Origin of the sequence: Mycolicibacterium vulneris (assembly GCF_002104765.1) — a bacterium.
Taxonomy (GTDB): Bacteria; Actinomycetota; Actinomycetes; order Mycobacteriales; family Mycobacteriaceae; genus Mycobacterium; species Mycobacterium vulneris.
Map to the genome: position 1 here is coordinate 20,748 of NZ_NCXM01000019.1, position 21,445 is coordinate 42,192.

At 67.7% G+C, this 21,445-nt stretch carries 24 protein-coding genes and 3 pseudogenes; 8 read left to right on the top strand and 19 right to left on the bottom strand.

Annotation, left to right across the window (positions count from 1 at the left end; all coding sequences use genetic code 11):
• Positions 1–6 precede the first annotated feature (6 nt).
• Positions 7–1,377 carry a xylulokinase gene (locus B8W69_RS18260; protein ID WP_085291294.1) on the bottom strand — a complete coding sequence of 457 codons (1,371 nt, stop codon included), beginning with the start codon at positions 1,375–1,377 and terminating at the stop codon, positions 7–9.
• A gap of 30 nt (positions 1,378–1,407) precedes the next feature.
• Here B8W69_RS18260 and B8W69_RS18265 point away from each other — a divergent pair, with 30 nt between their 5' ends.
• Positions 1,408–2,388 (top strand): NAD(P)-dependent oxidoreductase, encoded by a 981-nt coding sequence (locus B8W69_RS18265; RefSeq protein ID WP_085291220.1) that lies wholly within the window; start codon positions 1,408–1,410, stop codon positions 2,386–2,388.
• Positions 2,385–3,038 (top strand): L-fuculose-phosphate aldolase, encoded by a 654-nt coding sequence (locus tag B8W69_RS18270; protein WP_085291221.1) that lies wholly within the window; start codon positions 2,385–2,387, stop codon positions 3,036–3,038. Before B8W69_RS18265 ends, B8W69_RS18270 begins: the two co-directional genes overlap by 4 nt.
• Here the strand turns inward: B8W69_RS18270 and B8W69_RS18275 are convergent.
• Positions 3,017–4,266, bottom strand: a pseudogene (locus B8W69_RS18275) (zinc-dependent alcohol dehydrogenase). The gene B8W69_RS18270 and the pseudogene B8W69_RS18275 overlap by 22 nt on opposite strands.
• The gene (locus tag B8W69_RS18280; protein WP_085291295.1) at positions 4,263–4,772 is read right to left on the bottom strand and encodes an SDR family NAD(P)-dependent oxidoreductase; all 510 of its coding nucleotides are present in this window, start codon (positions 4,770–4,772) and stop codon (positions 4,263–4,265) included. Before B8W69_RS18280 ends, B8W69_RS18275 begins: the two are co-directional and overlap by 4 nt.
• 121 nt (positions 4,773–4,893) lie before the next feature.
• On the opposite strand from B8W69_RS18280, the gene B8W69_RS18285 reads away from it, so the two are divergent.
• From B8W69_RS18285 to B8W69_RS18295, 3 genes are read left to right on the top strand one after another with little or no spacing between them, the layout of a single operon-like run.
• Positions 4,894–5,844 (top strand): class I SAM-dependent methyltransferase, encoded by a 951-nt coding sequence (locus B8W69_RS18285; protein WP_085291222.1) that lies wholly within the window; start codon positions 4,894–4,896, stop codon positions 5,842–5,844.
• 10 nt (positions 5,845–5,854) lie between these two features.
• On the top strand, positions 5,855–6,769 hold the full coding sequence (locus B8W69_RS18290) for a class I SAM-dependent methyltransferase (RefSeq protein WP_085291223.1): 915 nt from the start codon (positions 5,855–5,857) through the stop codon (positions 6,767–6,769).
• A 22-nt stretch (positions 6,770–6,791) separates the two neighbouring features.
• The gene (locus tag B8W69_RS18295; protein ID WP_085291224.1) at positions 6,792–7,703 is read left to right on the top strand and encodes a class I SAM-dependent methyltransferase; all 912 of its coding nucleotides are present in this window, start codon (positions 6,792–6,794) and stop codon (positions 7,701–7,703) included.
• A 6-nt stretch (positions 7,704–7,709) separates the two neighbouring features.
• Here the strand turns inward: B8W69_RS18295 and sppA are convergent, their stop codons facing one another.
• On the bottom strand, positions 7,710–9,485 hold the full coding sequence (gene sppA, locus B8W69_RS18300; protein ID WP_085291225.1) for a signal peptide peptidase SppA: 1,776 nt from the start codon (positions 9,483–9,485) through the stop codon (positions 7,710–7,712).
• Between the two features lie 38 nt (positions 9,486–9,523).
• On the opposite strand from sppA, the gene B8W69_RS18305 reads away from it, so the two are divergent.
• Positions 9,524–10,450, top strand: a complete 927-nt coding sequence (locus tag B8W69_RS18305) for an LLM class flavin-dependent oxidoreductase (protein WP_085291226.1) — start codon at positions 9,524–9,526, stop codon at positions 10,448–10,450.
• Here B8W69_RS18305 and B8W69_RS18310 read toward each other — a convergent pair.
• Genes B8W69_RS18310 through B8W69_RS18320 form a run of 3 tightly spaced genes read right to left on the bottom strand, consistent with a single transcriptional unit; the run spans position 10,447 to position 14,506 of the window.
• A complete protein-coding gene (locus B8W69_RS18310; protein ID WP_085291227.1) occupies positions 10,447–12,087 on the bottom strand; it encodes a GMC family oxidoreductase in 1,641 nt (546 codons plus the stop codon). The genes B8W69_RS18305 and B8W69_RS18310 overlap by 4 nt on opposite strands.
• Positions 12,084–13,016 carry an alpha/beta fold hydrolase gene (locus tag B8W69_RS18315; protein ID WP_085291228.1) on the bottom strand — a complete coding sequence of 311 codons (933 nt, stop codon included), beginning with the start codon at positions 13,014–13,016 and terminating at the stop codon, positions 12,084–12,086. Before B8W69_RS18315 ends, B8W69_RS18310 begins: the two co-directional genes overlap by 4 nt.
• A 23-nt stretch (positions 13,017–13,039) precedes the next feature.
• Positions 13,040–14,506 (bottom strand): flavin-containing monooxygenase, encoded by a 1,467-nt coding sequence (locus tag B8W69_RS18320; RefSeq protein ID WP_085291229.1) that lies wholly within the window; start codon positions 14,504–14,506, stop codon positions 13,040–13,042.
• 88 nt (positions 14,507–14,594) lie between these two features.
• On the opposite strand from B8W69_RS18320, the gene B8W69_RS18325 reads away from it, so the two are divergent.
• Entirely contained in the window at positions 14,595–15,182 is a 588-nt protein-coding gene (locus B8W69_RS18325; RefSeq protein WP_085291230.1) for a TetR/AcrR family transcriptional regulator, read from the top strand.
• On the opposite strand, the gene rplO is transcribed toward B8W69_RS18325, so the two are convergent.
• From rplO to B8W69_RS31475, 12 genes and pseudogenes are all read right to left on the bottom strand, one after another.
• Positions 15,179–15,622 carry a 50S ribosomal protein L15 gene (gene rplO, locus B8W69_RS18330; RefSeq protein ID WP_085291231.1) on the bottom strand — a complete coding sequence of 148 codons (444 nt, stop codon included), beginning with the start codon at positions 15,620–15,622 and terminating at the stop codon, positions 15,179–15,181. The two genes, B8W69_RS18325 and rplO, sit on opposite strands and share 4 nt — an antisense overlap.
• Entirely contained in the window at positions 15,619–15,837 is a 219-nt protein-coding gene (rpmD, locus tag B8W69_RS18335; protein WP_065029918.1) for a 50S ribosomal protein L30, read from the bottom strand. Before rpmD ends, rplO begins: the two co-directional genes overlap by 4 nt.
• Complete coding sequence (gene rpsE / locus B8W69_RS18340; protein ID WP_064877068.1) at positions 15,834–16,508, bottom strand: 30S ribosomal protein S5; 675 nt, start codon at positions 16,506–16,508, stop codon at positions 15,834–15,836. The genes rpmD and rpsE overlap by 4 nt, the downstream gene beginning before the upstream one ends.
• Positions 16,509–16,545: 37 nt before the next feature.
• A complete protein-coding gene (gene rplR / locus B8W69_RS18345; RefSeq protein ID WP_085291232.1) occupies positions 16,546–16,953 on the bottom strand; it encodes a 50S ribosomal protein L18 in 408 nt (135 codons plus the stop codon).
• A 2-nt stretch (positions 16,954–16,955) separates the two neighbouring features.
• Entirely contained in the window at positions 16,956–17,495 is a 540-nt protein-coding gene (gene rplF / locus B8W69_RS18350) for a 50S ribosomal protein L6 (protein ID WP_085291233.1), read from the bottom strand.
• A gap of 23 nt (positions 17,496–17,518) precedes the next feature.
• Positions 17,519–17,917: a 30S ribosomal protein S8 gene (gene rpsH / locus B8W69_RS18355; protein WP_065056829.1), complete on the bottom strand. Its 399-nt coding sequence runs from the start codon at positions 17,915–17,917 to the stop codon at positions 17,519–17,521.
• Between the two features lie 85 nt (positions 17,918–18,002).
• A complete protein-coding gene (locus B8W69_RS18360; protein WP_007167851.1) occupies positions 18,003–18,188 on the bottom strand; it encodes a type Z 30S ribosomal protein S14 in 186 nt (61 codons plus the stop codon).
• A gap of 4 nt (positions 18,189–18,192) precedes the next feature.
• The gene (rplE, locus tag B8W69_RS18365; protein ID WP_064950238.1) at positions 18,193–18,756 is read right to left on the bottom strand and encodes a 50S ribosomal protein L5; all 564 of its coding nucleotides are present in this window, start codon (positions 18,754–18,756) and stop codon (positions 18,193–18,195) included.
• The gene (rplX, locus tag B8W69_RS18370; protein ID WP_064877073.1) at positions 18,756–19,073 is read right to left on the bottom strand and encodes a 50S ribosomal protein L24; all 318 of its coding nucleotides are present in this window, start codon (positions 19,071–19,073) and stop codon (positions 18,756–18,758) included. Before rplX ends, rplE begins: the two co-directional genes overlap by 1 nt.
• The gene (gene rplN / locus B8W69_RS18375) at positions 19,074–19,442 is read right to left on the bottom strand and encodes a 50S ribosomal protein L14 (RefSeq protein ID WP_003403649.1); all 369 of its coding nucleotides are present in this window, start codon (positions 19,440–19,442) and stop codon (positions 19,074–19,076) included.
• Between the two features lie 372 nt (positions 19,443–19,814).
• Complete coding sequence (locus B8W69_RS18380) at positions 19,815–20,705, bottom strand: formylglycine-generating enzyme family protein (protein WP_085291234.1); 891 nt, start codon at positions 20,703–20,705, stop codon at positions 19,815–19,817.
• Positions 20,706–20,726: 21 nt separating this feature from the next.
• Positions 20,727–20,954 (bottom strand): annotated as a pseudogene (locus B8W69_RS31475) (DUF8686 domain-containing protein); the annotation flags it as partial.
• Here B8W69_RS31475 and B8W69_RS31480 point away from each other — a divergent pair.
• A pseudogene (locus B8W69_RS31480) lies at positions 20,925–21,439 on the top strand (substrate-binding domain-containing protein); the annotation flags it as partial. The pseudogenes B8W69_RS31475 and B8W69_RS31480 sit on opposite strands and share 30 nt — an antisense overlap.
• Between the last annotated feature and the right edge of the window lie 6 nt (positions 21,440–21,445).

Here is a 21,445-nt window from a genome sequence, read left to right on the forward strand (position 1 = left end):
ACCAGCCTAGAACGCCGGTGGGGCCACCGCGCTACATCTGCGGTTTTCCAGCTCCTGGAAGCGCTGGTAGCGATCCTCGACAGCGCTCGCCCAGGCCGGATCGGGCTCGACGACGCGCTCGATGCGCGCCCATCGGGAGGCGTCGGCGATCGTCGTCTCCAGGCCGACCGCCATGCGCGCCAGAAACGCCGCCCCCAGCGCGGCCCCTTCCGCCACCCCGGACACCTCGACCGGCCGCCCGGTGGCGTCCGCGATGGCCTGCAGCCACGGCCCCAGCCGGGTGCCGCCGCCGGTGGCCACGATGCGCGACACCGGCGCCCCGCCGAGTTCGATGAGCCGGCGGACCACGAACCCGGACGCCTCGTAGGCGGCGCGGCGCAGCGCGGCGGCGTCGTGGGTCAGATCCAGCGCCTCGAGCACGCCCCGGCGGTCCCGATCGTGGAACGGCGTGCGTTCGCCGCGCAGATAGGGCGCCCACACCGGGACGCGCCCGGGTTCGACGGTGGTCGGGTCCGCCGGTGCCACAACGCGATCCACCCAGCCCAGGAACAGCCCGCCGGCGTTGCTGGCCCCGCCGATCTGGCTCTTGCCGGGCGCGGTGTGCGGAATGGTCCACAGGCCGGGCATCTGGCGGGCCTCGGCGATGGTGGTCCACACGATCAGGGTGGTGCCGCACATCACCAGGACGTCGCCGTCGTGGTCGGCGCCGGCGACGATCTGTTCGCACAGCGCGTCGATGGCGCCGGTGGCCAGCGCGGCGTCGGTGCCGCGCAACTGCCCGACGACGGCTCCCATGCTCTCCACCCGCGGCAGCTGCTCGACGGCCGCGCCGCGTTCCGCGCACGCCTCGGGATTCCAGCCGGTCCCGTCGAACAAGGGGAACGCGGTGGCGGCGGTGGCGATGTCGATCACCGGCTGACCCGACAGCGCGTGATTGGCCACCGCCGGCGCGGGCCAGTAGCCGGCGGCGCCCGGCGCCTGCTCGGCCGTCCAGCGCAAGAACTCTGCGGCCTCGCCGAGCGCGGGCAGCGGCTGCGCTTGTTGTTCCGGGCCGCCGGGGGTGCGGCCCCGGCCGTCGCCGTAGAGCAGTCCGGGCGTGATGGGCGCACCGGTGTCGTCGACGGCGGTCATCGACGGCACCATCGCCGAGACGGCCGCCGCGGCGATGCGGGGTTGGTGGGCCAGTTCGTTCAAGGCGGCCGACGGCCCACGCCGCCACGCTGCCTCGGCGTCGTGCTCCAGCCGGTCGGGCGCCGGTACCCGCAGCTCATGGGGGATGCGCACGCGGGCCGTCACGTTGCCGTCGGCGTCGGCGGAGATCGCCTTGACCGCGGTGCTGCCGACGTCGATGCCGATTGTGACGTCTTTGCGTGACACGGGCGTCACCGTACGCCAGCATTGGCACTCGTGACGTCCAAACCACGCGCGTTGGTGACCGCCCCGATGCGGGGGCCGGGCTTCGCCAAACTGCGAGAGCTGGCCGACGTGGTGTACGACCCCTGGATCGAGCAGACCCCGCTGCGCATCTACAGCCCCGAGCAGCTGGCCGATCGGATCGCCGGCGAAGCCGCCGAAATCGTGGTGGTGGAAGGCGATTCGGTGCGCGGCCCGGTGTTCGAGCAGGGCGTGCGGGTGATCGCGTCCACCCGCGGCGACCCCAACAACGTCGACATCGCCGGGGCCACCGCGGCCGGCATCCCGGTGCTGAACACCCCGGCCCGCAATGCCGATGCGGTCGCCGAGATGACGGTGGCCCTGCTGCTGGCCGCCACCCGTCACGTGCTGACCGCGGACGCGGATGTGCGCAGCGGCAACATCTTTCGCGATGGCAGCATCCCGTATCAGCGGTTCCGTGCCGCCGAGATCGCGGGGCTCACCGCCGGGCTGGTGGGCCTCGGCGCCGTCGGCCGCGCAACGCGGTGGCGGTTGTCCGGGCTGGGGCTGCGAGTGATCGCGCACGACCCCTACAACCCCGAAGCGCGGCACAGCCTCGACGAGCTGCTGAGCGAGGCCGACGTGGTCTCGCTGCACGCCCTGGTCACCGACGACACGGCCGGCATGATCGGCGCCCGGGAGTTCGCCGCCATGCGCGACGGCGTGGTCTTCCTCAACACCGCCCGCGCCCAGCTGCACGACACCGACGCCCTGGTCGACGCCCTGGTCGCGGGCAAGGTGGGCGCCGCGGGCCTGGACCACTTCGCCGGCGAACGGCTGCCTGCCGATCACCCGCTGGTGGGGATGCGAAACGTCGTGCTGACGCCGCACATCGGGGGCGCCACCTTCGACACCGAGGCGCGACAGGCGCAGATGGTGGCCGACGACCTGGAGGCGCTGCTGGCCGGCAACACGCCCGCTCACATCGTCAACCCGGAGGTGCTGGTGCCATGAAGTTCGTCGACGACCCCGAGGCCGCGGTGCTGGACGCCGCCAAGGACATGCTGCGCCGCGGCCTCGTGGAGGGGACGGCCGGCAACATCTCGGCGCGGCGCGCCGACGGCAACGTCGTCATCACCCCGTCGTCGGTGGACTACCACGACATGCAGCTCGATGATCTGGTGCTCGTCGACGCGGACGGCTCGGTGCTGCAGGCGGCCGAGGGCCGCTCCCCGTCGTCGGAGATGCAGCTGCACCTGGCCTGCTATCGGGCCTTCGACGACGTCGGCAGTGTCATCCACAGCCATCCGGTGTGGGCGACCATGTTCGCCATCGCCCACGAATCGATCCCGGCGTGCATCGACGAGTTCGCGGTGTACTGCGGCGGCGACGTCCGCTGCACCGAGTACGCGGCGTCCGGCACCCCGGAGGTCGGCGCCAACGCGGTCTCCGCGCTCGAGGGCCGCGGCGCCGCCCTGATCGCCAACCACGGCCTGGTGGCGGTGGGGCCGCGGCCGGACAAGGTCCTGCACATCACCGCGCTGGTCGAGCGCACCGCCCAAATCGTTTGGGGCGCTCGCGCTCTCGGCGGTCCGGTGCCGATCCCCGAGGACGTCAACCGCAACTTCGCCTCGGTCTACGGCTACCTGCGCGCCAACACCTGACGCTGGTCGATGCCCACCTTCACCGCGCCGCTGTCGCCCTGATTGGCGATCGCCAGAAAGGCGTCGCGCCACTCCCGCAGGCCGAAGGTGTGGTGAGCATGGGGCGCAGGTCCATTCGGCCCGCGGCGGCCAGGTCGAGGTAGTGGGCGATGGCGTGCTTGCGCTGCCCGTCCACCTCCTCGACGCCGAAGGCGTTCGAGCCGACGAACGAAAGCTCTTTGAAGTAGAGCGGGCTGTCCTCCCACCGGCCCGGGGCGTGAACGCCTGCCTTCACCAGCGTTCCTCGCGAACGCAGCACCCGGACGCCGACCTCGAAGGTCTCGGGCTTGCCGACGGTGTCGTAGACGACGTCGACGGCCCCGGGGTGGGCCATCGGCAGGCCCTGCAGCGGCCGGCGCAGCCGGCCACCGCCCCACGCGACGAGCTCTTCGATGATGTCCGTACACGGTTCGTGCGCAAGGACTTTCGCGGCGCCGAACTGTCGGGCCAGCTCGGCCTGCGCGGCGAAGCGCGCCACCACCGCGACGGCCACGTCGGGATACAACGCCCGCAGGAGCGCGACCGCACACAATCCCAGCGAGCCGGCCCCGTACACCAGTGCGGCGCCCGAACGCGGCGGCGGGTGGCGGGTGATCGAATGCAGCGACACCGAGAACGGGTCGGCGAACACGGCCATCTCGTCGGGAATCGAGTCCGGCACGGCGAACAGCATGCTGTCGTGCGCCGGCATCAGTTCGGCGTAGCCGCCCGTGACGTCGGCCGAGACCCCGGTGTGGATGCCCGGCTTGATGTCGCCGTCGGTGAAGCTCCAGCACAGGCTGTAGTCGCCGGCTTCGCAAGCGGGACAAAGCGGTTGGATGCCGCGCGGCCCGCAGGACAGCCACGGGTTGAGCACCACCCGCTCCCCCACGCTCAGCCCCCGGGCCTTGGGGCCCAGCGCCACCACGTCGGCGACCACCTCGTGGCCCATGACTTGCGGGAACGAACAGAACGCGGCCATGGCGTTGTCGGTGTCACCCTCGCCGAAGTCCATCAGGATCTGCTTGGAGTCAGACCCGCAGATGCCGGTCAACCGCGGCCGGGTGATCACCCAGTCCTCGTGCGGCAGTTCTGGATCCGGCAGGTCGCGCAAAGCGGTCGGGGTGCGCGCCAGGTTCTGGGTCAACGGGTTGGCGTCGTCGGCGACCTCGAAGGGCTCCGGTGGCACGCCGTAGACCAATGCCTTCATCGCGGCGCCATCCCCGCGGCGCCGGTGATGAACGCGTCCAGGTCGGCGTTTTTGGCGTCGACTACCTTTTCCGGGTGGTCCCAGATCTCGGTATCGACCGGCCCCGGCTCGGGCAGCTTCACCGAGATCGGCGTGTCGTGCAGGTCCACGGCCATCGCCTCGCTCCAGCCGCACAGCGCGACTTTGCTTGCGCAATAGACACTTTCGTGGATGATCCCAAGCCTGCCGCCAACGCTGGACACGTTGACGATGGTGCCCGATCCGCGTGCCAGCATTCGCGGCAACAGCGCGAGCGTCAGGCGCATCGGGGCGAAGAAGTTGACCCGCATGACCTCTTCGGCCTCGTCCGGCTTCAGCGCGATGACGCTGCGCCGCTTGGGCATCGCGGCGTTGTTGATCAGCACATCGACGCCGCCGAGCGCATCCCAGGCACGCAGCGCCAGGTCGGCCAGGGCCGCCCCCAATCCCGACGGGGCACCCGTGACGAGCACCCGTTTAGCCGCCATTCCGGAGGGCGTTGCGTACGCCATCAGTAAAGGTTGCCGCGAATCGCGGGAAGCGTACAGTGGGAGAAGCTTGTTATATCGGCTAAATATTAGATTGACTACCTCCGATAGGGGCACACGAATGACTTCCACCAGGTACGAAGGCGACACCTGGGACCTGGCGTCCAGCGTCGGCGTGACCGCGACCATGGTCGCGGCGGCCCGCGCCATGGCCGCCCGCGCCGACAAACCGCTGATCAACGATCCCTTCGCCGAGCCGCTGGTCAAGCTGGTCGGCGTCGACCTGCTCTCCCGGCTGGCCAGCGGCGAGCTGGACCCCGCCGAGCTGAACGACGTGCACGACGGTGCCGCGGGGTCGGCCGGGGCGATGTCGCGGATGGCGGACAACATGGCGGTCCGCACCAAGTTCTTCGACGAGTTCTTCCTGGACGCCACGAACGCGGGCATCAAGCAGGCGGTGATCCTGGCTTCCGGCCTGGACGCCCGCCCGTACCGGTTGGCGTGGCCGGCAGGCACCGTGGTCTACGAGGTGGACCAGCCGCAGGTCATCGAATTCAAGACGCGATCGCTGGCCGACCTGGGCGCCGCCCCCACCGCCGAGCGGCGGGCCGTGCCCGTCGACCTGCGTGACGACTGGCCCACCGCGCTGCGCAACGCCGGGTTCGACCCGGGCCGGCCGACCGCGTGGAGCGCCGAGGGCCTGCTCGGCTACCTGCCGCCCGAGGCGCAGGATCGCCTGCTGGACACCATTACCGCGCTCAGCGCGCCGGGCAGCCGGCTGGCCACCGAAAGCGCGCCCAACCCCGAGCCCGGCGACGAGGAGAAGATGAAGGAGCGCATGCAGACGATCTCCGAGCGCTGGCGTGCCCACGGTTTCGAGCTGGACTTGGCGGGCCTGGTCTACTTCGGTGACCGCAACGAGGCGGCTCCCTACCTGGCGGACCGCGGCTGGCGGCTGAACAGCGCCAGCATCAGAGAACTGTTCGCGGCCAACGGACTTGACCCCCTCACCGACAACGACATGCGCATGGGCGAGATGCTGTACACCAGCGGCACGCTCGGCGAGAAATAGGAGCCAGAGGATGACCACCGACGCGGGACGCACCGACGGCGACAGCTGGGGACCGGCACACAGCGTGGGAGCGACGGCCACCATGGTCGCCGCGTCCCGCGCCGTGGCGTCGCAGGGACCCGACGCCCTGCTTGACGATCCGCTGGCCGACCCGCTGGTGCGCGCCGTCGGGCTGGACCCGTTCATCCGCATCGTCGACGGCGAGATCGACTTCGAGGACGACCCGCTGTTCAACCGCAAGTCGCGGGCAGAGCAGATCACGGTGCGCACCAGGTTTTTCGACGACTTCTTCATCGGCGCCACCAAAGACGGTGTGCGGCAGGCGGTGATCCTGGCTTCCGGACTGGACACCAGGGCCTACCGGTTGGCGTGGCCGGCGGGCACCGTGGTCTACGAGATCGACCAGCCGGAGGTCATCGCGTTCAAGACGGACACGCTCGCCGGGCTCGGCGCGGCTCCCACCGCCGAGCGCCGCACCATCAGCATCGACCTGCGCGACGACTGGCCGGCGGCGCTGCGCGAGGGCGGGTTTGACGTCACCCAGCCGACCGCGTGGAGCGCCGAAGGGCTGCTGCCCTACCTGCCGCCCGAGGCCCAGGACCGGCTGTTCGACAACATCACCGCGCTCAGCGCCCCGGGCAGCCGGCTAGCGACCGAACACGTCCCCGACCCCAACGCGTTCTCCGACGAGCGCCTGGCGCGCATCTCCGAACGCTGGCAGCGCTTCGGGTTCAACCTCAACGCCGCCGACCTGTTCTACCGGGGCGAGCGCAACGTCGTGGTCGACTACCTGACCCGTAGCGGGTGGCAGGTCACGCCGTCTCCCGCCCGGGAGTTGTACGCCCGCAACGGTTTCCAATTCCCCGAGGACGAGATGGCGGCCACCTTCGGTGAGATGAGCTACGTCGCCGCCGCCCTCAAGTGACGCTCGGTTAGGGTTGTCGACTATGTCACGCACTCATGACGATGAGTGGGATCTGGCGTCTAGTGTCGGTGCGACCGCGACCATGGTCGCGGCCGGGCGCGCGATGGCGACCAAGGATCCCCGCGGTTTGATCAACGATCCGTTCGCCGAACCTCTGGTGCGCGCGGTCGGGGTGGACTTCTTCACCAAGATGATGGACGGTGACCTCGATGTGGACGCGATCGAGAACGCCTCGCCGGTGCGCATCCAGTCGATGGTCGACGGAATGGCCGTGCGCACCAAGTACTTTGACGACTACTTCATCGACTCGACCGGCGGTGGGGTGCGTCAGGTGGTGATCCTGGCCTCCGGGCTGGACTCGCGCGCCTTCCGGCTGCCCTGGCCGGCGGGCACGGTGGTTTACGAGATCGACCAGCCGCGGGTGATCGAGTTCAAGAGCAGCACCCTGGTCGAGGTCGGCGCCGAGCCGACCGCGTCGCGGCGCACCATCCCCATCGATCTGCGCGCCGACTGGCCCGCCGCGCTGAAGGCGGCGGGATTCGACACGACGGCGCCCACGGCCTGGCTGGCCGAGGGCCTGCTGATCTACCTGCCGCCCGAGGCCCAGGACCGGCTGTTCGACAACATCACCGCGCTCAGCGTTCCGGGCAGCACCATCGCCACCGAATTCGTGCCCGGCATAGTGGATTTCGATGCGGAACGGGTGCGCGAGATGTCCGGGTCATTCCGGGAGCACGGCGTCGACATCGACATGGCGTCGCTCGTCTACGCCGGCGAACGCAACCACGTCGTCGACTACCTGTCCAGCATCGGTTGGCGACCCGAGGGCATCACCCGGACGGAACTGTTCGAGCGCAACGGCATCCAGGCGCCCGCCCCGGAAAACGACGACCCGCTCGGCGAGATCATCTTCATCAGCGCCAAGCTGCACTAGAGCCGCTTAGAGCCGCCAGGGGCCCGGCCACAACGCGCTGGCCCCGGTGTAGGACCGCTCCGCGTTGTCCAGGATGCTGCCGATGGTGCGGCCCAGCAGCGCGCCCAGCGCGTCGGGCACCGAAGCGGCAGCCGGTTGCGAGGAGGCCCGTGGGCGCAGCATGTCCAGCAGCGAGCCACCCGGGTAGGTCACGACGCGCACGTCGGTGTCCTCGTCAAGTCCGGCAAGGATTTTCGCGCGTCGCAGCGCGGTGCGGAAGCCGCCCAATTCGTCGACCAGGCCGCGCTCGCGCGCGTCGGCGCCGGTCCACACTCGGCCCCGGGCGACGCGATCGACGGCCTCGGTGGTCAGGTTGCGGCCGTCGGCGACCCGCTCCAGGAAGTCGGCGTACACCAGGTCGGCCTCGGCCTCCCGGTGGGCACGCTGCTCGGGTGTGAAGGGCGTCTCGATCGACCAGGCATCGGCATTGGCGTTGGTGCGCACGCTATCCAGCCCGACGCCGAGGCGCTCCAGCAGATCGCGAATCACCAGCTTGCCGGTGATCACCCCGATCGAACCGGTGATGGTCGCCGGGCTGGCCACGATCGCGTCGGCGGCCACCGCGATGTAATAGCCGCCGGACGCGGCGACCGCACCCATCGACGCCACCACCGGCTTGCCGCGTTTGCGAGCCCTTTTCACTTCGCGCCAAAGGGTTTCCGATGCGGTCACCGAGCCCCCGGGGCTGTTCACCCGCAGCACGATCGCGGACACCGATTCGTCGGCGGCGGCCTCCCGCAACGCCGGGGCGATGGTGTCGCTTCCGACGGTGGAGGCGCCGAACGGCAAGAACTGTGGTCCCCCGCGCCCGTCGACGATCGTGCCGTCGATGTTGATGACGGCCACCTTCGGCTTGGGGCGGCGTCCGGGAACCGAGGGCACCGGCGGGGTCAGCCGGGACCGGTCCGCGCCGGCGTAGCGCGACAGGTACAGCCGCGGTGGCGTGTTCTCCTCGGAAACATCTTGCACACCAACCAGTTCCGCAATGTGGTCATAGGCTTCGTCCCGGAACCCGATCCGGTCGACCAGTCCCGACGACACGGCCTCCTCGCGCAATAGCGGGGCCCGGTCGGCCAGCGCGTCGAGCACACCGGCGTCGAGCTTGCGCGAGTGCGCCACCGCTTCCCACACCTGTTCCTGCAGGCTTTCCAGCATCCGGGTGACGGCCTCGCGGTGGGCCTCGGTGAAGCCGTGCTCGGTGAAACGGTTTGCGGCCGATTTGTATTCGCCGCGCGCGACGAATTGGGCTTCGATGCCGGCCTTGTCGAACGCGTCGCGCAGGAAGGTGGCATTGCTGGCGAAGCCGATCAGCCCGACGCTTCCGGCGGGCTGCATCCAAACCTCACCGAACGCCGAAGCCAGGTAGTACGACAGCGTGCCCGGGTAGGTCTCGGCCCAGGCCAGTGACGGCTTGACGGCGGTGAACGCGACGATGGCCTCGCGCAGCTCCTGCACCGCGGCCGACGGGGACGCGCTGAGTTGGACCCGGGCGATCAGCCCGGCCACCCGCGGGTCTTCGGCCGCCCGGTAGATGGCGGCGACCATGTCGCGTAGCGCGACGGGCCGGCTGCCCCCGGTGATGATCGCCAGCGGATCGAAGCCCGACGTCTCCGGCGGCACCGAGCGCAGGTCCAATTCGAGCACGCAGCCGTTGGGCACGCCGTGATGGCGGGCGGTGTCGACCCGGCCGGCAAGGGCCCGAACCTCGCCGACGCCGGGGATCGAGGGCAGGAAAGCGAACATGTCTGCAGACTACCGATGCATGGCCGTACGGTGGTCGGGTGAGGTTCTCCATCGCGATCCCGCAGTTCGACTACGAGGGCTTCGACGGAGCCGGGTTGCGCGCATTTCTCGCGCGCGCCGAAGAGCTCGGGTTCGAGGGCGGCTGGCTGCTCGAGCAGATCATCGGGCCCGCACCGCTGCTGGCACCGCTGGAGCTGCTGGCGTACTGCGCGGCCTGCACCGAGCGGCTGCGCCTGGGCGTCGCGGTCCTGGTTACGTCGTTGCACGACCCGCTGCAGTTGGCCTCGGCCGCCACCGCCGTCGACCGGCTCAGCCACGGCCGGCTGGACCTTGGTGTCGCGCCGGGTGGCGGCAGGCGGCAATTCGCGGCCTTCGGCGTGGACAAAGACACCTACATCTCGTATTTCACCGAGGGCCTAAAGCTGATGAAGGCGGCCTGGTCCGACGAGCCGCGGGTGACGTTTCACGGTCGGTTCCGCGACGTCGACGACCTGCCGATCCAGCCCAAGCCGGTGCAGCGGCCGCACCCGCCGATCTGGTTCGGCGGCCTCGCGCCCAAGGCGCTGGCCCGCGCGGTGCGGCACGGCGACTCGTTCATGGGCGCCGGTTCGTCGACCACCGAGGCGTTCGCCGGGGCCGTCACCGTCGTGCGCCGCGAGCTCGACGAGCAGCAGAAGGACCCCGCGAATTTCACCATCGGCAAACGGGTGTATCTGATGGTCGACGACGACGCGGCCAGGGCCCGTGAGCGTGTGCTCGCCGGGCTCGACCGCATCTACGGAGAGATGCCCGGTGTGCAGGACGTACCGGTGTCCGGCACACCCGACGACGTGGCGCGCGGGTTGCGTGAGGTCATCGACGCCGGGGCGCAGATGGTGCTGTTGAACCCCGTCGGCACCGACACCGCCGAGAACCACGAGCAGATGGAACGCCTTGCAGCAGAAGTGATTCCGCAGCTGAGCTAAGCGTGATGCTCGGCTCGCAGCATCGCCGCGGCGCGCTCACCGATGATGACGCACGGCGCCTGGGTGTTACCGGTCGTCACGCGCGGCATGATGGAGCCGTCGGCGATGCGCAGGCGTTGCATCCCATACACTTTCAGTGCGCCGTCGACGACGGACATGGCGTCTTGTCCCATCTTGGCCGATCCGCTTTGGTGCCAGTAGCTGGAGGCGGCATCGCGGACAAACCGCTCCAGTTCGGCACGTTTGAGATTGCCGGGCATGACTTCGCGTTTGGTGAACGCCCGCAGCTCAGCTGAGTTCGCAACTGCGCGGCAAAGTTCCACGCATGCGATCGCCGCCTTGACATCATCAGGGTGAGACAGCATGTTGGCGTGGATCTCGACCGGGTCGAGCGGACTCGGCCCCGTCAGGCGTATCTCGCCGCGACTCTTGGGTTGCACCAGACCACCGAACAGATTCCAGCCTGTTTCGGGCGGGCGGAATCTGGCGGTGTTCTCGGCGCTGGACGACTTTGGGAACTCCGCTTGACAGGTCTGCAGGTCGGGAGAGTCCAGGCCCGTGATGCTGGTCCAGAAATACGTCGCCTCGACGCCGTTATTGCGCGGCGGCAGTGGCTGTCGATATTCCCAGACGCAGTCGAACCCGACGTGGTCCTGCAGGTTTCGGCCCACGCCGGGCAAATGCTGCACGACGGGGATGCCATGTCGCCGCAATTCGGCTTCGTCGCCGACGCCCGATTGCATCAGCACTTTGGGAGTGTTGATCGCACCGAGGGATAGCACCACCTCGCTCGCGGCGGCGACGCGGTGCAGGCTGCCACTGTGAGTGAATTCCACACCGGTCGCGGTGTGGCCATCGAAGATCACCCGGGTCACCAACGCAGCGGTGAGCACTGTGAGGTTCGGCCGGTGCATGTAGGGAAAGACGTAGGACCGGAACACGGATTGGCGGTACCCGTCGTGGAGGATAAGGTCGGTGATCGCGGCGCCCCCAGGTCCTTCCATCATCCGGCCGTTCTGGTTCTCGAACGACGGGATTCCCACGGATTGCGCGCCTTCGACCATGGCCTGCGCGATTGGGCTGGGATCGGGTGCGGGTTGAACGAAGACCGGCCCGCCGGTTCCCCGATAGTCCGGATCCGGTGCACCGTGCCAGTCCTCAACGGCGCGGTAGATCTCGAGCACCGAATCGTAGTTCCATGCCGGATCGCCGGCTTCGGTCGCGAAGAAATCCCAGTCCCTCTTATGTCCGCGTGCCCAAATCATCACGTTGATGCTCGAGCCACCGCCGACGACCTTTCCCATCGACATGGGAATGGAGCGACCGTTGAGCTCCTCGCTGGGCTGCGAGAAAAAGCCCCAGTCCCGTTCACTACCGAGGTTGAGTGGCCATTGTTCCGCCCTCATCACGGCCGGCACGTCGTCGTGGCCACCGGCTTCGAGGAGTAACACGCTCACACTGGGGTTCTCGGCCAGCCGACGCGCCACTACCGATCCCGAGGAGCCCGATCCGCAGACGATGAAGTCGTAGTCCGGCTTGAGTCGTGACGCGAGTTCTTGCTGGTTGCGACGCACTTGCCCAGCGAAGTCGGCCTCCTGGCTGTTGCTATTAGTGAAATAGTCTGCGGCGTAGTTCATTTCGCGACGCCCAGCAACGCCGCGAGACCGAGCTTGGATCGCAGCCACGCGCCGATCTCGGTGATCGCGGCGTCTACTTCGGGCACCCTGCCGGCGGCGACGATGAAAGAATGCTGAGCATCCGGGACGGCTCGTGCCAACACGTCATTACCCGCCGCCTGGGCACGACGGGCGAATTCCGCCGCCTCGCCGGCGAGTAGCTCGTCTGTCCCCCAGAACACCGCCATCGGTGGCAACCCGGACAGATCGGCGGCGAGCAGGTTCACCCGCGGGTCTTCCCAGCCCACAGCCGTTCCGTCGAGCCAGGCCGACCGGAAGAACTCGAGCAGTGGACGCGAAAGTAGCTTATCCCGATCGGCGTTGCTGGTGAGCGTCTCGTTCGTCAGGGCCAAGTCCACCCACGGCGAAATCGACACGATCGCCGCTGGCAGCGCGGCGCCTTCGTCGCGTAGCCGCTGGACAAGGCTCACCGCGAGGTTGCCGCCCACCGAGTGACCAACGCTGACAATGCGTTCGGGCCGTCGGCCCTGTCGCAGCAGCCAGTCGTAGGCGCTGTGCATGTCGTCCAGCTGGGCGGGGAACTTATGCTCCGGCGAGCGACGGTAATTGATCACGAGGGATCGCACCCCCGCTGCGCGGGCGAGGTGTGCCGCGGCCTTTCGATCGGAGTGCATTGAGGCGAACACGCTGCCGCCCAGATGACTGTGCAGCAGCACAGCCTCCGGGTCGCTCTCGGCCGGAATGCACCAAAGTGCCTCCACCCCACCCGCGTTCACCTCTCGGTAGCTGACGCCCTCCGGTTCTTTGGCCGCCAGATGCATCGTCTCGATGATGTCTCGTACCGCCGCCAGGTCGAGGTCGGGATTGGAGGATCGAGCGCTCAGCACGCCCAAGAACTCTGCGAACTGCTCTGCCTGCTTGCTTGCCATCAAAGTGCCTTTCGTTGAATTTTTCAGGTGGTGATGTAGGCGCCGATGTCGAAACGCTTTGTTTGGCTTCGGAACCGGAAGGTGAAGTCAGGCCACAGGGTGGTGTTGTTGCCGTGCGCATCGAGGTACCACGACAGACAGCCGCCGGTATTCCACACCGACGGAGCTAGTTTGCGTTGCAGCCTCTCGTTGTAGGTGTCTTGCGCTTCGCGGCGGACCTCGAATGTCTTGAGGCCCTGGGCTTTCATGGCGCCGATGCCGTCGACGACGTAATTGAGTTGAGACTCGATCATGAAAATCATCGAGGTGTGGGCCAACGCGGTGTTCGGGCCGAGCAACAGGAACATGTTGGGGAAACCGGCGACGGTGGTTCCCTTGTAGGCCTGCCTTCCCTTGTCCGCGTAGCTTTGGGCCAGCGTGCGTCCGTCGCCGCCGCGGACGATCTCGAACATGGGCGAGCCGGTGACATGAAAGCCGGTTGCCAGGACGATGGCGTCGATCTCGCGGGCGGTGCCGTCGGCGGTGACGATGCGGTTGCCGTCGACCTCACGAATGCCCTCGGTGACGAGCTCCACATGGTCGCGGCCGAGCGTGGGGTACCAGTCGTTGGACAGCAGCATGCGCTTGCAGCCGAGCCGGAAATCCGGGGTGACTTTTCGCCGCAGTTCGGGATCTTTGATCTGGGCGTGGATCCTGGCGCGCAGAGTCAGCTCGAGGGGCTTCATCAGGCTCGGCGACTTGGCCAACCCAAGGATCAAAGTTTCCCGGTTGGCGTAGATGCCGGCCCGCAGGAGGCGCGCAGTGCCGGGGATCGTGCGAAATGCCCAACGCTCAAGGGATGTGAAGGAACGTTTGTGCCGTGATAACAGCCACTGCGCGGTGCGTTGGTAAACATCGAGGCGAGCGGCGATCTCGGCGATCGCCGGCACGATCTGGACCGCCGACGCGCCGGTGCCGATGACTGCAACCCGCTTACCCCTCATATCGGCGTCGTGGTTCCACCGCGCGGAGTGGAACAGCTCGCCGCCGAAGGTGTCTATGCCCGGAATGTCGGGCAGCGACGGCTCGGCCAGCGCCCCGAACGCCGCGACAACAAAGTCGGCGGTGAGCTCACCCTGGCCCGTCACCAGCTCCCATCGCCGGTGGCCGTCGTTCCACCTTGCGCTCGTGACCTCGCAGCCGAAGACGTGGCGGTCGAGGACGCCGGTGTCGCGCGCGACATTGCGGATATAGTCTTGGATTTCGGATTGGCTGGGCAACCATCGTGACCAATTCGGGTTGAGCGCAAACGAATATGAGTAGAGGTGGGACGGCACATCACAGGCCGCGCCTGGATAGCTGTTATCGCGCCAAGTGCCACCGACGTCGTTGCCGCGTTCGAGCACCACGAAATCGCGATGCCCCGCCCTGTCGAGTCGGATCGCCGCGCCCAAACCCGAAAAACCGCTGCCGATGATCGCGACTGAGACATGTCGCGCCGAACGATCCATGAATCGCTCCCGTCGCCTGAATCATAGGATAACGATCGTTATAGTAACGAACGCTATCCTATGATGAAATAGGCGTCAAGGAGGAGCAGTGAGATACCCGCCCGATCAGAAAGAACGCGCACGCAGGGCGCTGCTGGATGCCGGCGCACGGACCCTGAAAACAAGCGGTTTCAACGGCGTCGGCGTGGACGGCCTGGCGGCTGCTGCCGGCGTGACGTCGGGCGCGTTCTATTCAAACTTCCCGAATAAGCAGGCGATGCTCGGGGCGATCATCGACGCAGGGGTGGGCGAACCGTTTCTGTCGGACACCGATTCGACGACGCGCACGGAGGGGCGGGAACGCCTGGTCGACTTTATCTCCGAATACATCAGTGCCGATCACAGCCTGGATCCGGCGCAGGGGTGCGTGATGCCGGCCTTGAGCGCGGACGTCGCCCGCGCCGAGCCGGCCGTCAAAGACGCCTACCAGCGCAAGATGACCGCGCTGGTCGAGCGCATTGCCGAGTTTCTCGACGGGGAGCCAGCCGAGCGCCGGCGGCGGGCATGGAGCATCGTCGCCCTGATGGTGGGGTCAATCGTCATCTCACGGGGCATGCCCGAGGACGCCGAAACACGAACCGCGCCACTGGATTCCGCGCTCACCACGGCATCGGCGTTGATCGCGGAGGAGAGCTAGGACAGCTCGGTCGCCGAACCGCCTGCGGCGGTGATCTTCTCGCGGGCGCTGCCGCTGAACTTGTGCGCGGTCACCTCGACCTTGACCGTCAGCTTGCCGTCGCCGAGGACCTTGACCAGCGAGTTGCGGCGAACCGCGCCCTTGGCCACCAGCTCGTCGACGCCGATCGAACCGCCCTGCGGGAAAAGCCGATTGAGGTCGCCGACGTTGACGATCTCGTACTCGGTGCGGAACCGGTTGCGGAAGCCCTTGAGCTTGGGCAGCCGCATGTGGATCGGCATCTGGCCACCCTCGAAGGTCACCGGCACGTTCTTGCGCGCCTTGGTGCCCTTCGTACCGCGGCCGGCGGTCTTGCCCTTGGAGCCCTCACCGCGACCGACCCGGGTGCGGGCGGTCTTCGACCCGCGCGCCGGCTTGAGATCGTGCAGCTTGATCGTCATTTCTTGCTACCTCCGGTGCCCGTGGCCGTCGCCTCGGCCGGCTCCACCTCGACGAGGTGGCTGACCACCGCGATCAGGCCGCGGGTCTGCGCGTTGTCCTCGCGGATCACCGAGTGGCGGATCCGCCGCAGGCCCAGGGTGCGCAGGGACTCGCGCTGCTTCCAGCGGGCCCCGATGGTGCTGCGCACCTGGGTGATCTTCAGTTGACTACTCATGGTTGTGCCGTTGCCTCTCGTGCCGCCGCACTGGCCATCGCGTCACTTTCGCGGCGCGCCTTGAGCATTCCGGCCGGCGCAACGTCCTCGATGGGCAGGCCACGGCGAGCGGCCACCTCCTCGGGGCGCTGCAGCAGCTTGAGCGCGGCGACGGTCGCGTGCACCACGTTGATCGCGTTGTCACTACCCAGCGACTTGGCCAGGATGTCGTGCACGCCAGCGCATTCCAGCACCGCACGGGCGGCGCCGCCGGCGATCACACCGGTACCGGGGCTGGCCGGGCGCAGCAGCACCACGCCGGCGGCCGCCTCACCCTGCACCGGGTGGGTGATGGTCCCGCGGATCAGCGGCACCCTGAAAAAGCCCTTGCGGGCCTCCTCGACGCCCTTGGCGATAGCCGCGGGAACTTCCTTGGCCTTGCCGTAGCCGACACCGACCATGCCGTTGCCGTCGCCGACGATCACCAGCGCGGTGAAGCTGAATCGCCGACCACCCTTGACCACCTTGGAGACACGGTTGATCGCGACAACCCGCTCCAGGTAGTTGCTCTTGTCGCCGTCGCGGTCGCGGCCTCCACGACCGCCGTCGCCACGACGACCGCGGCTGTCGCGGTCACCGCGCGAGTCACGGCTGTCGCCGGCGCCTTGTCCGCCGGCCGGCTGCTCCGCCATTATGCGGTCCTTCCAGTCGTGTTCAAGCTCTTGTCCATCAGAATTGCAATCCGTTCTCGCGTGCGGCATCGGCCAGCGCCGCGATCCGTCCGCCATAGGTGTATCCACCACGGTCGAAGACCACGCTGTCGATGCCGGCGGCCTTGGCGCGCTCGGCGATCAGCTGGCCCACCCGCACGCTGCGGGCTTTCTTGTCGCCCTGCAGGCTGCGCACGTCGTCCTCGATGGACGACGCGGCGGCCACCGTGGTGCCGTTCTCGTCGTTGACCAGCTGCACGTGAATGTGTCGCGCGGACCGGTTGATCACCAGCCGCGGACGCTCCGGGGTGCCGGCGATCTTCTTGCGCAGACGTGCGTGCCTACGCAGCCGAGAGACGCGCCGAGTCGCGGAAACGCTCTGCCCCACCGGCTTTCGCGTGGCGGTGTCAGCTTTTGTTTGCGCCATGATTACTTACCTGTCTTTCCGACCTTGCGGCGGATCTGCTCACCCTCGTAGCGCACGCCCTTGCCCTTGTACGGGTCGGGGCGGCGCAGACGGCGGATGTTCGCCGAGACCTGGCCGACCTTCTGCTTGTCGATCCCGGTGATGGAGAACTTCGTCGGCGACTGCACCGCGAACGTGATGCCATCCGGAGCCTCGATCACCACGGGGTGGCTGTAGCCCAGCGCGAACTCGAGGTTGGAGCCCTTGAGCTGCACCCGGTAACCGACGCCGAAGATCTCCATCTTGACCGTGTATCCCTGCGTCACGCCGGTGACCAGGTTGGACACCAGGGTGCGCGACAGTCCGTGCAGCGAGCGGTTGCGTCGCTCGTCGTTCGGACGGGCGACCACGATCGCGCCATCTTCGCTGCGCGACACGGTGATCGGCTCGGCCACCGTCAGATCCAGGACGCCCTTGGGCCCCTTCACCGACACCTTCTGGCCATCGATCGTCACGTCGACTCCGGACGGGACCGGAACCGGCTGCTTACCAATGCGAGACATAGTCTTTCGTTACCTCCCCGCCCTTACCAGACGTACGCGAGGACTTCGCCGCCCACGCCCTGCCGGGCTGCCTGGCGGTCGGTCAGCAGGCCCGAGGAGGTGGAGATGATCGCCACACCCAGGCCACCGAGCACGCGCGGCAGATTCGTCGATTTCGCGTACACCCGCAGACCGGGCTTGGACACGCGGCGCAGGCCGGCGATGCTTCGCTCCCGGCTCGGCCCGTACTTGAGCTGAACGATCAGCGACTTGCCGACCCGAGCATCCTCGGTCCGGTAATCGGTGATGTAGCCCTCGCTCTTGAGGATCTGGGCGATGTTCGCCTTGATCTTGGAGTGCGGCAACGTCACCTCGTCGTGATACGCCGAATTGGCGTTGCGCAGACGTGTCAAGAAGTCTGCGATCGGGTCCGTCATCGTCATGACAGCGTTGGTACCTTCCTCGCGATGGTTCCCGGTCGGGGCCTGTCGCGCACCTTTTCTGGGTTGGTCTTGGGGGTTAGGGCTGTTACCAGCTGCTCTTCTGCACGCCGGGCAGTTCGCCCGCGTGCGCCATCTCGCGCAGGCAGATCCGGCACAGGCCGAATTTGCGGAAGACCGCGCGCGGACGGCCGCACCTGTTGCAACGCGTGTAGCCGCGCACCGCGAACTTCGGCTTGCGTGCGGCCTTGTTGACCAGTGCCTTCTTTGCCATGTACTCAGTTCTCCTTGAAGGGAAAGCCGAGGGCCCGCAACAGCGCTCGTCCTTCGTCGTCATTCGTCGCCGAGGTGACGACGTTGATGTCCATGCCGCGGACCCGGTCGATCTTGTCCACGTCGATCTCGTGGAACACCGACTGCTCGGCGAGCCCGAAGGTGTAGTTGCCGACACCGTCGAACTGCTTGGGCGAAAGCCCGCGGAAGTCGCGGATACGGGGCAGCGCGATCGAGGTGAGGCGGTCCAGGAACTCCCACATCCGGTCGCCGCGCAGGGTGACCCGCGCACCGATCGGCATGCCCTCACGCAGCTTGAACTGCGCGATGGACTTGCGCGCGCGACGGATCTCGGGGCGCTGCCCGGTGATCAGGCCCAGGTCGTTGACCGCGCCGTTGATCAGTTTCGCATCGCGCGCCGCATCGCCGACACCCATGTTGACGACGACCTTGGTCACCGTCGGGATCTGCATTACGTTGGCGTAGCCGAACTGCTGCTGCAACGAATCGCGAATCTCGCTGCGGTAGCGCTCTTTCAGGCGCGGCTGAACCTTTTCTGCAGTACTCATCAGATGTCCTTGCCGTTGCGCTTGGAGATACGAACCCGCTTGCCGGTCTCCTCGTCGACCCGGTAACCGACGCGCGTGGGCTTTCCGTCCGAGTCGACCACCATCACGTTGGAGATGTGGATCGGCGCTTCCTGGGTGACGATGCCGCCCGACTGTGCGCCGCGCTGGTTGGTCGAAACCGCGGTGTGCTTCTTGATTGCGTTGACGCCCTCGACCAGCACGCGGTCGCGCTCCGGGTAGACCTTGAGCACCTTGCCTTTGGCGCCCTTGTCCTTACCGGCGATCACCAGGACGGTGTCGTCCTTCTTGACCTTCATTTACAAAACCTCCGGGGCCAGCGAGATGATCTTCATGAACCGCTTCTCGCGCAGTTCGCGGCCCACCGGCCCGAAGATGCGCGTCCCGCGCGGGTCGTTGTCGGGCTTGATGATCACCGCGGCGTTCTCGTCGAACTTGATGTAGCTGCCGTCGGGACGGCGGCGCTCCTTGACCGTGCGCACCACGACGGCCTTGACGACGTCCCCACGCTTGACGTTGCCGCCGGGGATGGCGTCCTTGACGGTGGCGACGATGACATCACCGATGCCGGCGTAGCGTCGCGACGAACCGCCGAGCACACGGATGCACAAGATCTCCTTGGCGCCGGTGTTGTCGGCGACCTTCAGTCGCGATTCCTGCTGAATCACTCGATCTCCTGACCTGGGTTGCGTGTGCACGGCAGGAGAACCCACCGGGGTGGGCATTCGGCGGGCATGACCCACCAAAAACCTGACGTGCGCGGTCTGTGTCACCGAAGGGCACGCGGGGCCGATTCGCACCGGCCGAGGTCTGCCCAAGGCAACCCCTAGAGTCTAGGGGACGACCAGCTCAGAGCCAAATTCTGCGCGAAGCCCATCGAGATCGGCCCCGTCGTCGTCAGACGATGGCGTCGAATCGCCATAGAACATGTCAGCGGAACCCTTTTGAACAGCGGAAACGTTCTGCTGAGCGGCCCGCGGTCTCGACCGGTGTGGCCGCCACACGACGGCGCAACCGGCCGGCGCGTTGCTACGGATTTGCTATGCCGACGACGAGTCCGCCACGCAGCGAAACCCGATGTGTGTCGTCGCGGAGTCCTGCGATTGCGGTGACCGGGCCGCCGGACGGTAGCGGTGGCAATACTCCGGCGCGCACAGGTGGCTGCCGCCCTTCAACGTCTGGTTGACCGACGGATCGGCCGGGCCCGACGGGCTGCAGCAGGACTTGGGCGGCGCGTCGAGCCGGTGGTGCGCGGCGAACTCGGTGGCCGTCCACTCCCACACGTTGCCGATCATGTCGACAAGCCCAAAAGCGTTGGGGGCGAAGGTGCCAACGGGTGACGTCCCTACCCAGCCGAGCGCGCCGTCATTGCGGTACGGGAAGCTGCCCTGCCAGGTGTTGGCCATCAACCGCCCACCGCTCGTGGCCTCGTCACCCCACGGGTACGTCGTCGTGGACCCGGCCCGGGCCGCGTACTCCCACTCGGCCTCGGTCGGCAGCCGCCGCCCGGCCCAGCTCGCATAGGCCGCCGCGTCCGGGTACGCCACCTGCACCACGGGATGATCGCCGCGGTCCACGACATCGCTGTCGGGCCCGAACGGATGGCGCCAGCTCGCCCCCGGCATCCACTGCCACCACTGCCGCCAGTCGCGCAGGTCGACCGGCCCCGGTGTCGGCCGGAAAACCATTGCGCCCGGGCACAAATCGTCTGCGTTCACTCCCGGGTACAGCGCCGGGTCGATCGGCTGCTCGGCCACCGTCACATAGCCGGTGGCGGCGACGAATGCGGCGAACTGCACGTTGGTCACCGGGTGGCGTTCCACCGCGATCGGCCCCACCGTCACGGTGTGGATCGGTGCCTCTTCAGGGTAGAAGCCGGTCGACCCCATGCGGAAAGACCCGCCCGGAAGGTCGACCAGTTCGCTGCGCACCCCTTCAGGCTATGTCGCGACTCAATCCGCTTGTCGGTACCACGTGACAAAGAAGATGACCATCGCCACCACCAGTGCTATCAGCACCCAGAGCACCAGCGCCTGGTCGACCCAGGCTCCCGCCGGCGGCGAGCCGGGCAGGAAATTGCGGATGGGGATGACGGCGAACAGCACGGCGATGGTCAATGCCAAGGCCGGCGAGGCGACGAGGACGAGGCAGATCCCCGCATCGAAGATCAGCGTGCTCTTCTACCGGTGCAACGTGATGATGACGTTGTCGGCATCTACCGCAGCGACGGCTCGGGCACCACCGACAACTTCCAGGCCTACCTGCAGTCCGCGTCCGGCGGGGCCTGGGGCAAGGGTGCGGGCAAGACCTTCAACGGCGGCGTGGGTACCGGCGCCATCGGCAACACCGGCATCGCGGCCGCCGTGAAGGGCACCGAGGGGGCGATCGGCTACAACGAACTCTCGTTCGCGCTCCAGCAGGGCCCGTTCGCCGCCGAGATCAAGACGCCGGCCAGCCGCAGGTCGTTGCGCCCGGTCAGGATCGGCACCGACACGGTCGGCAAAACGTGACCAAGGCGGTCAAGGCTTTTCTGCAGGCGGCCATCGGCCCCGGCCAGATCGAACTGGCCAGAAGCGGCTACATCCCGTTGTCGGCCGGCTTCCAGGCGCGGGTCTCCAGCGCGGTCGACGCGATCAGCTCCGTGGACGCACCGAAACCCGAATGAGCGAAT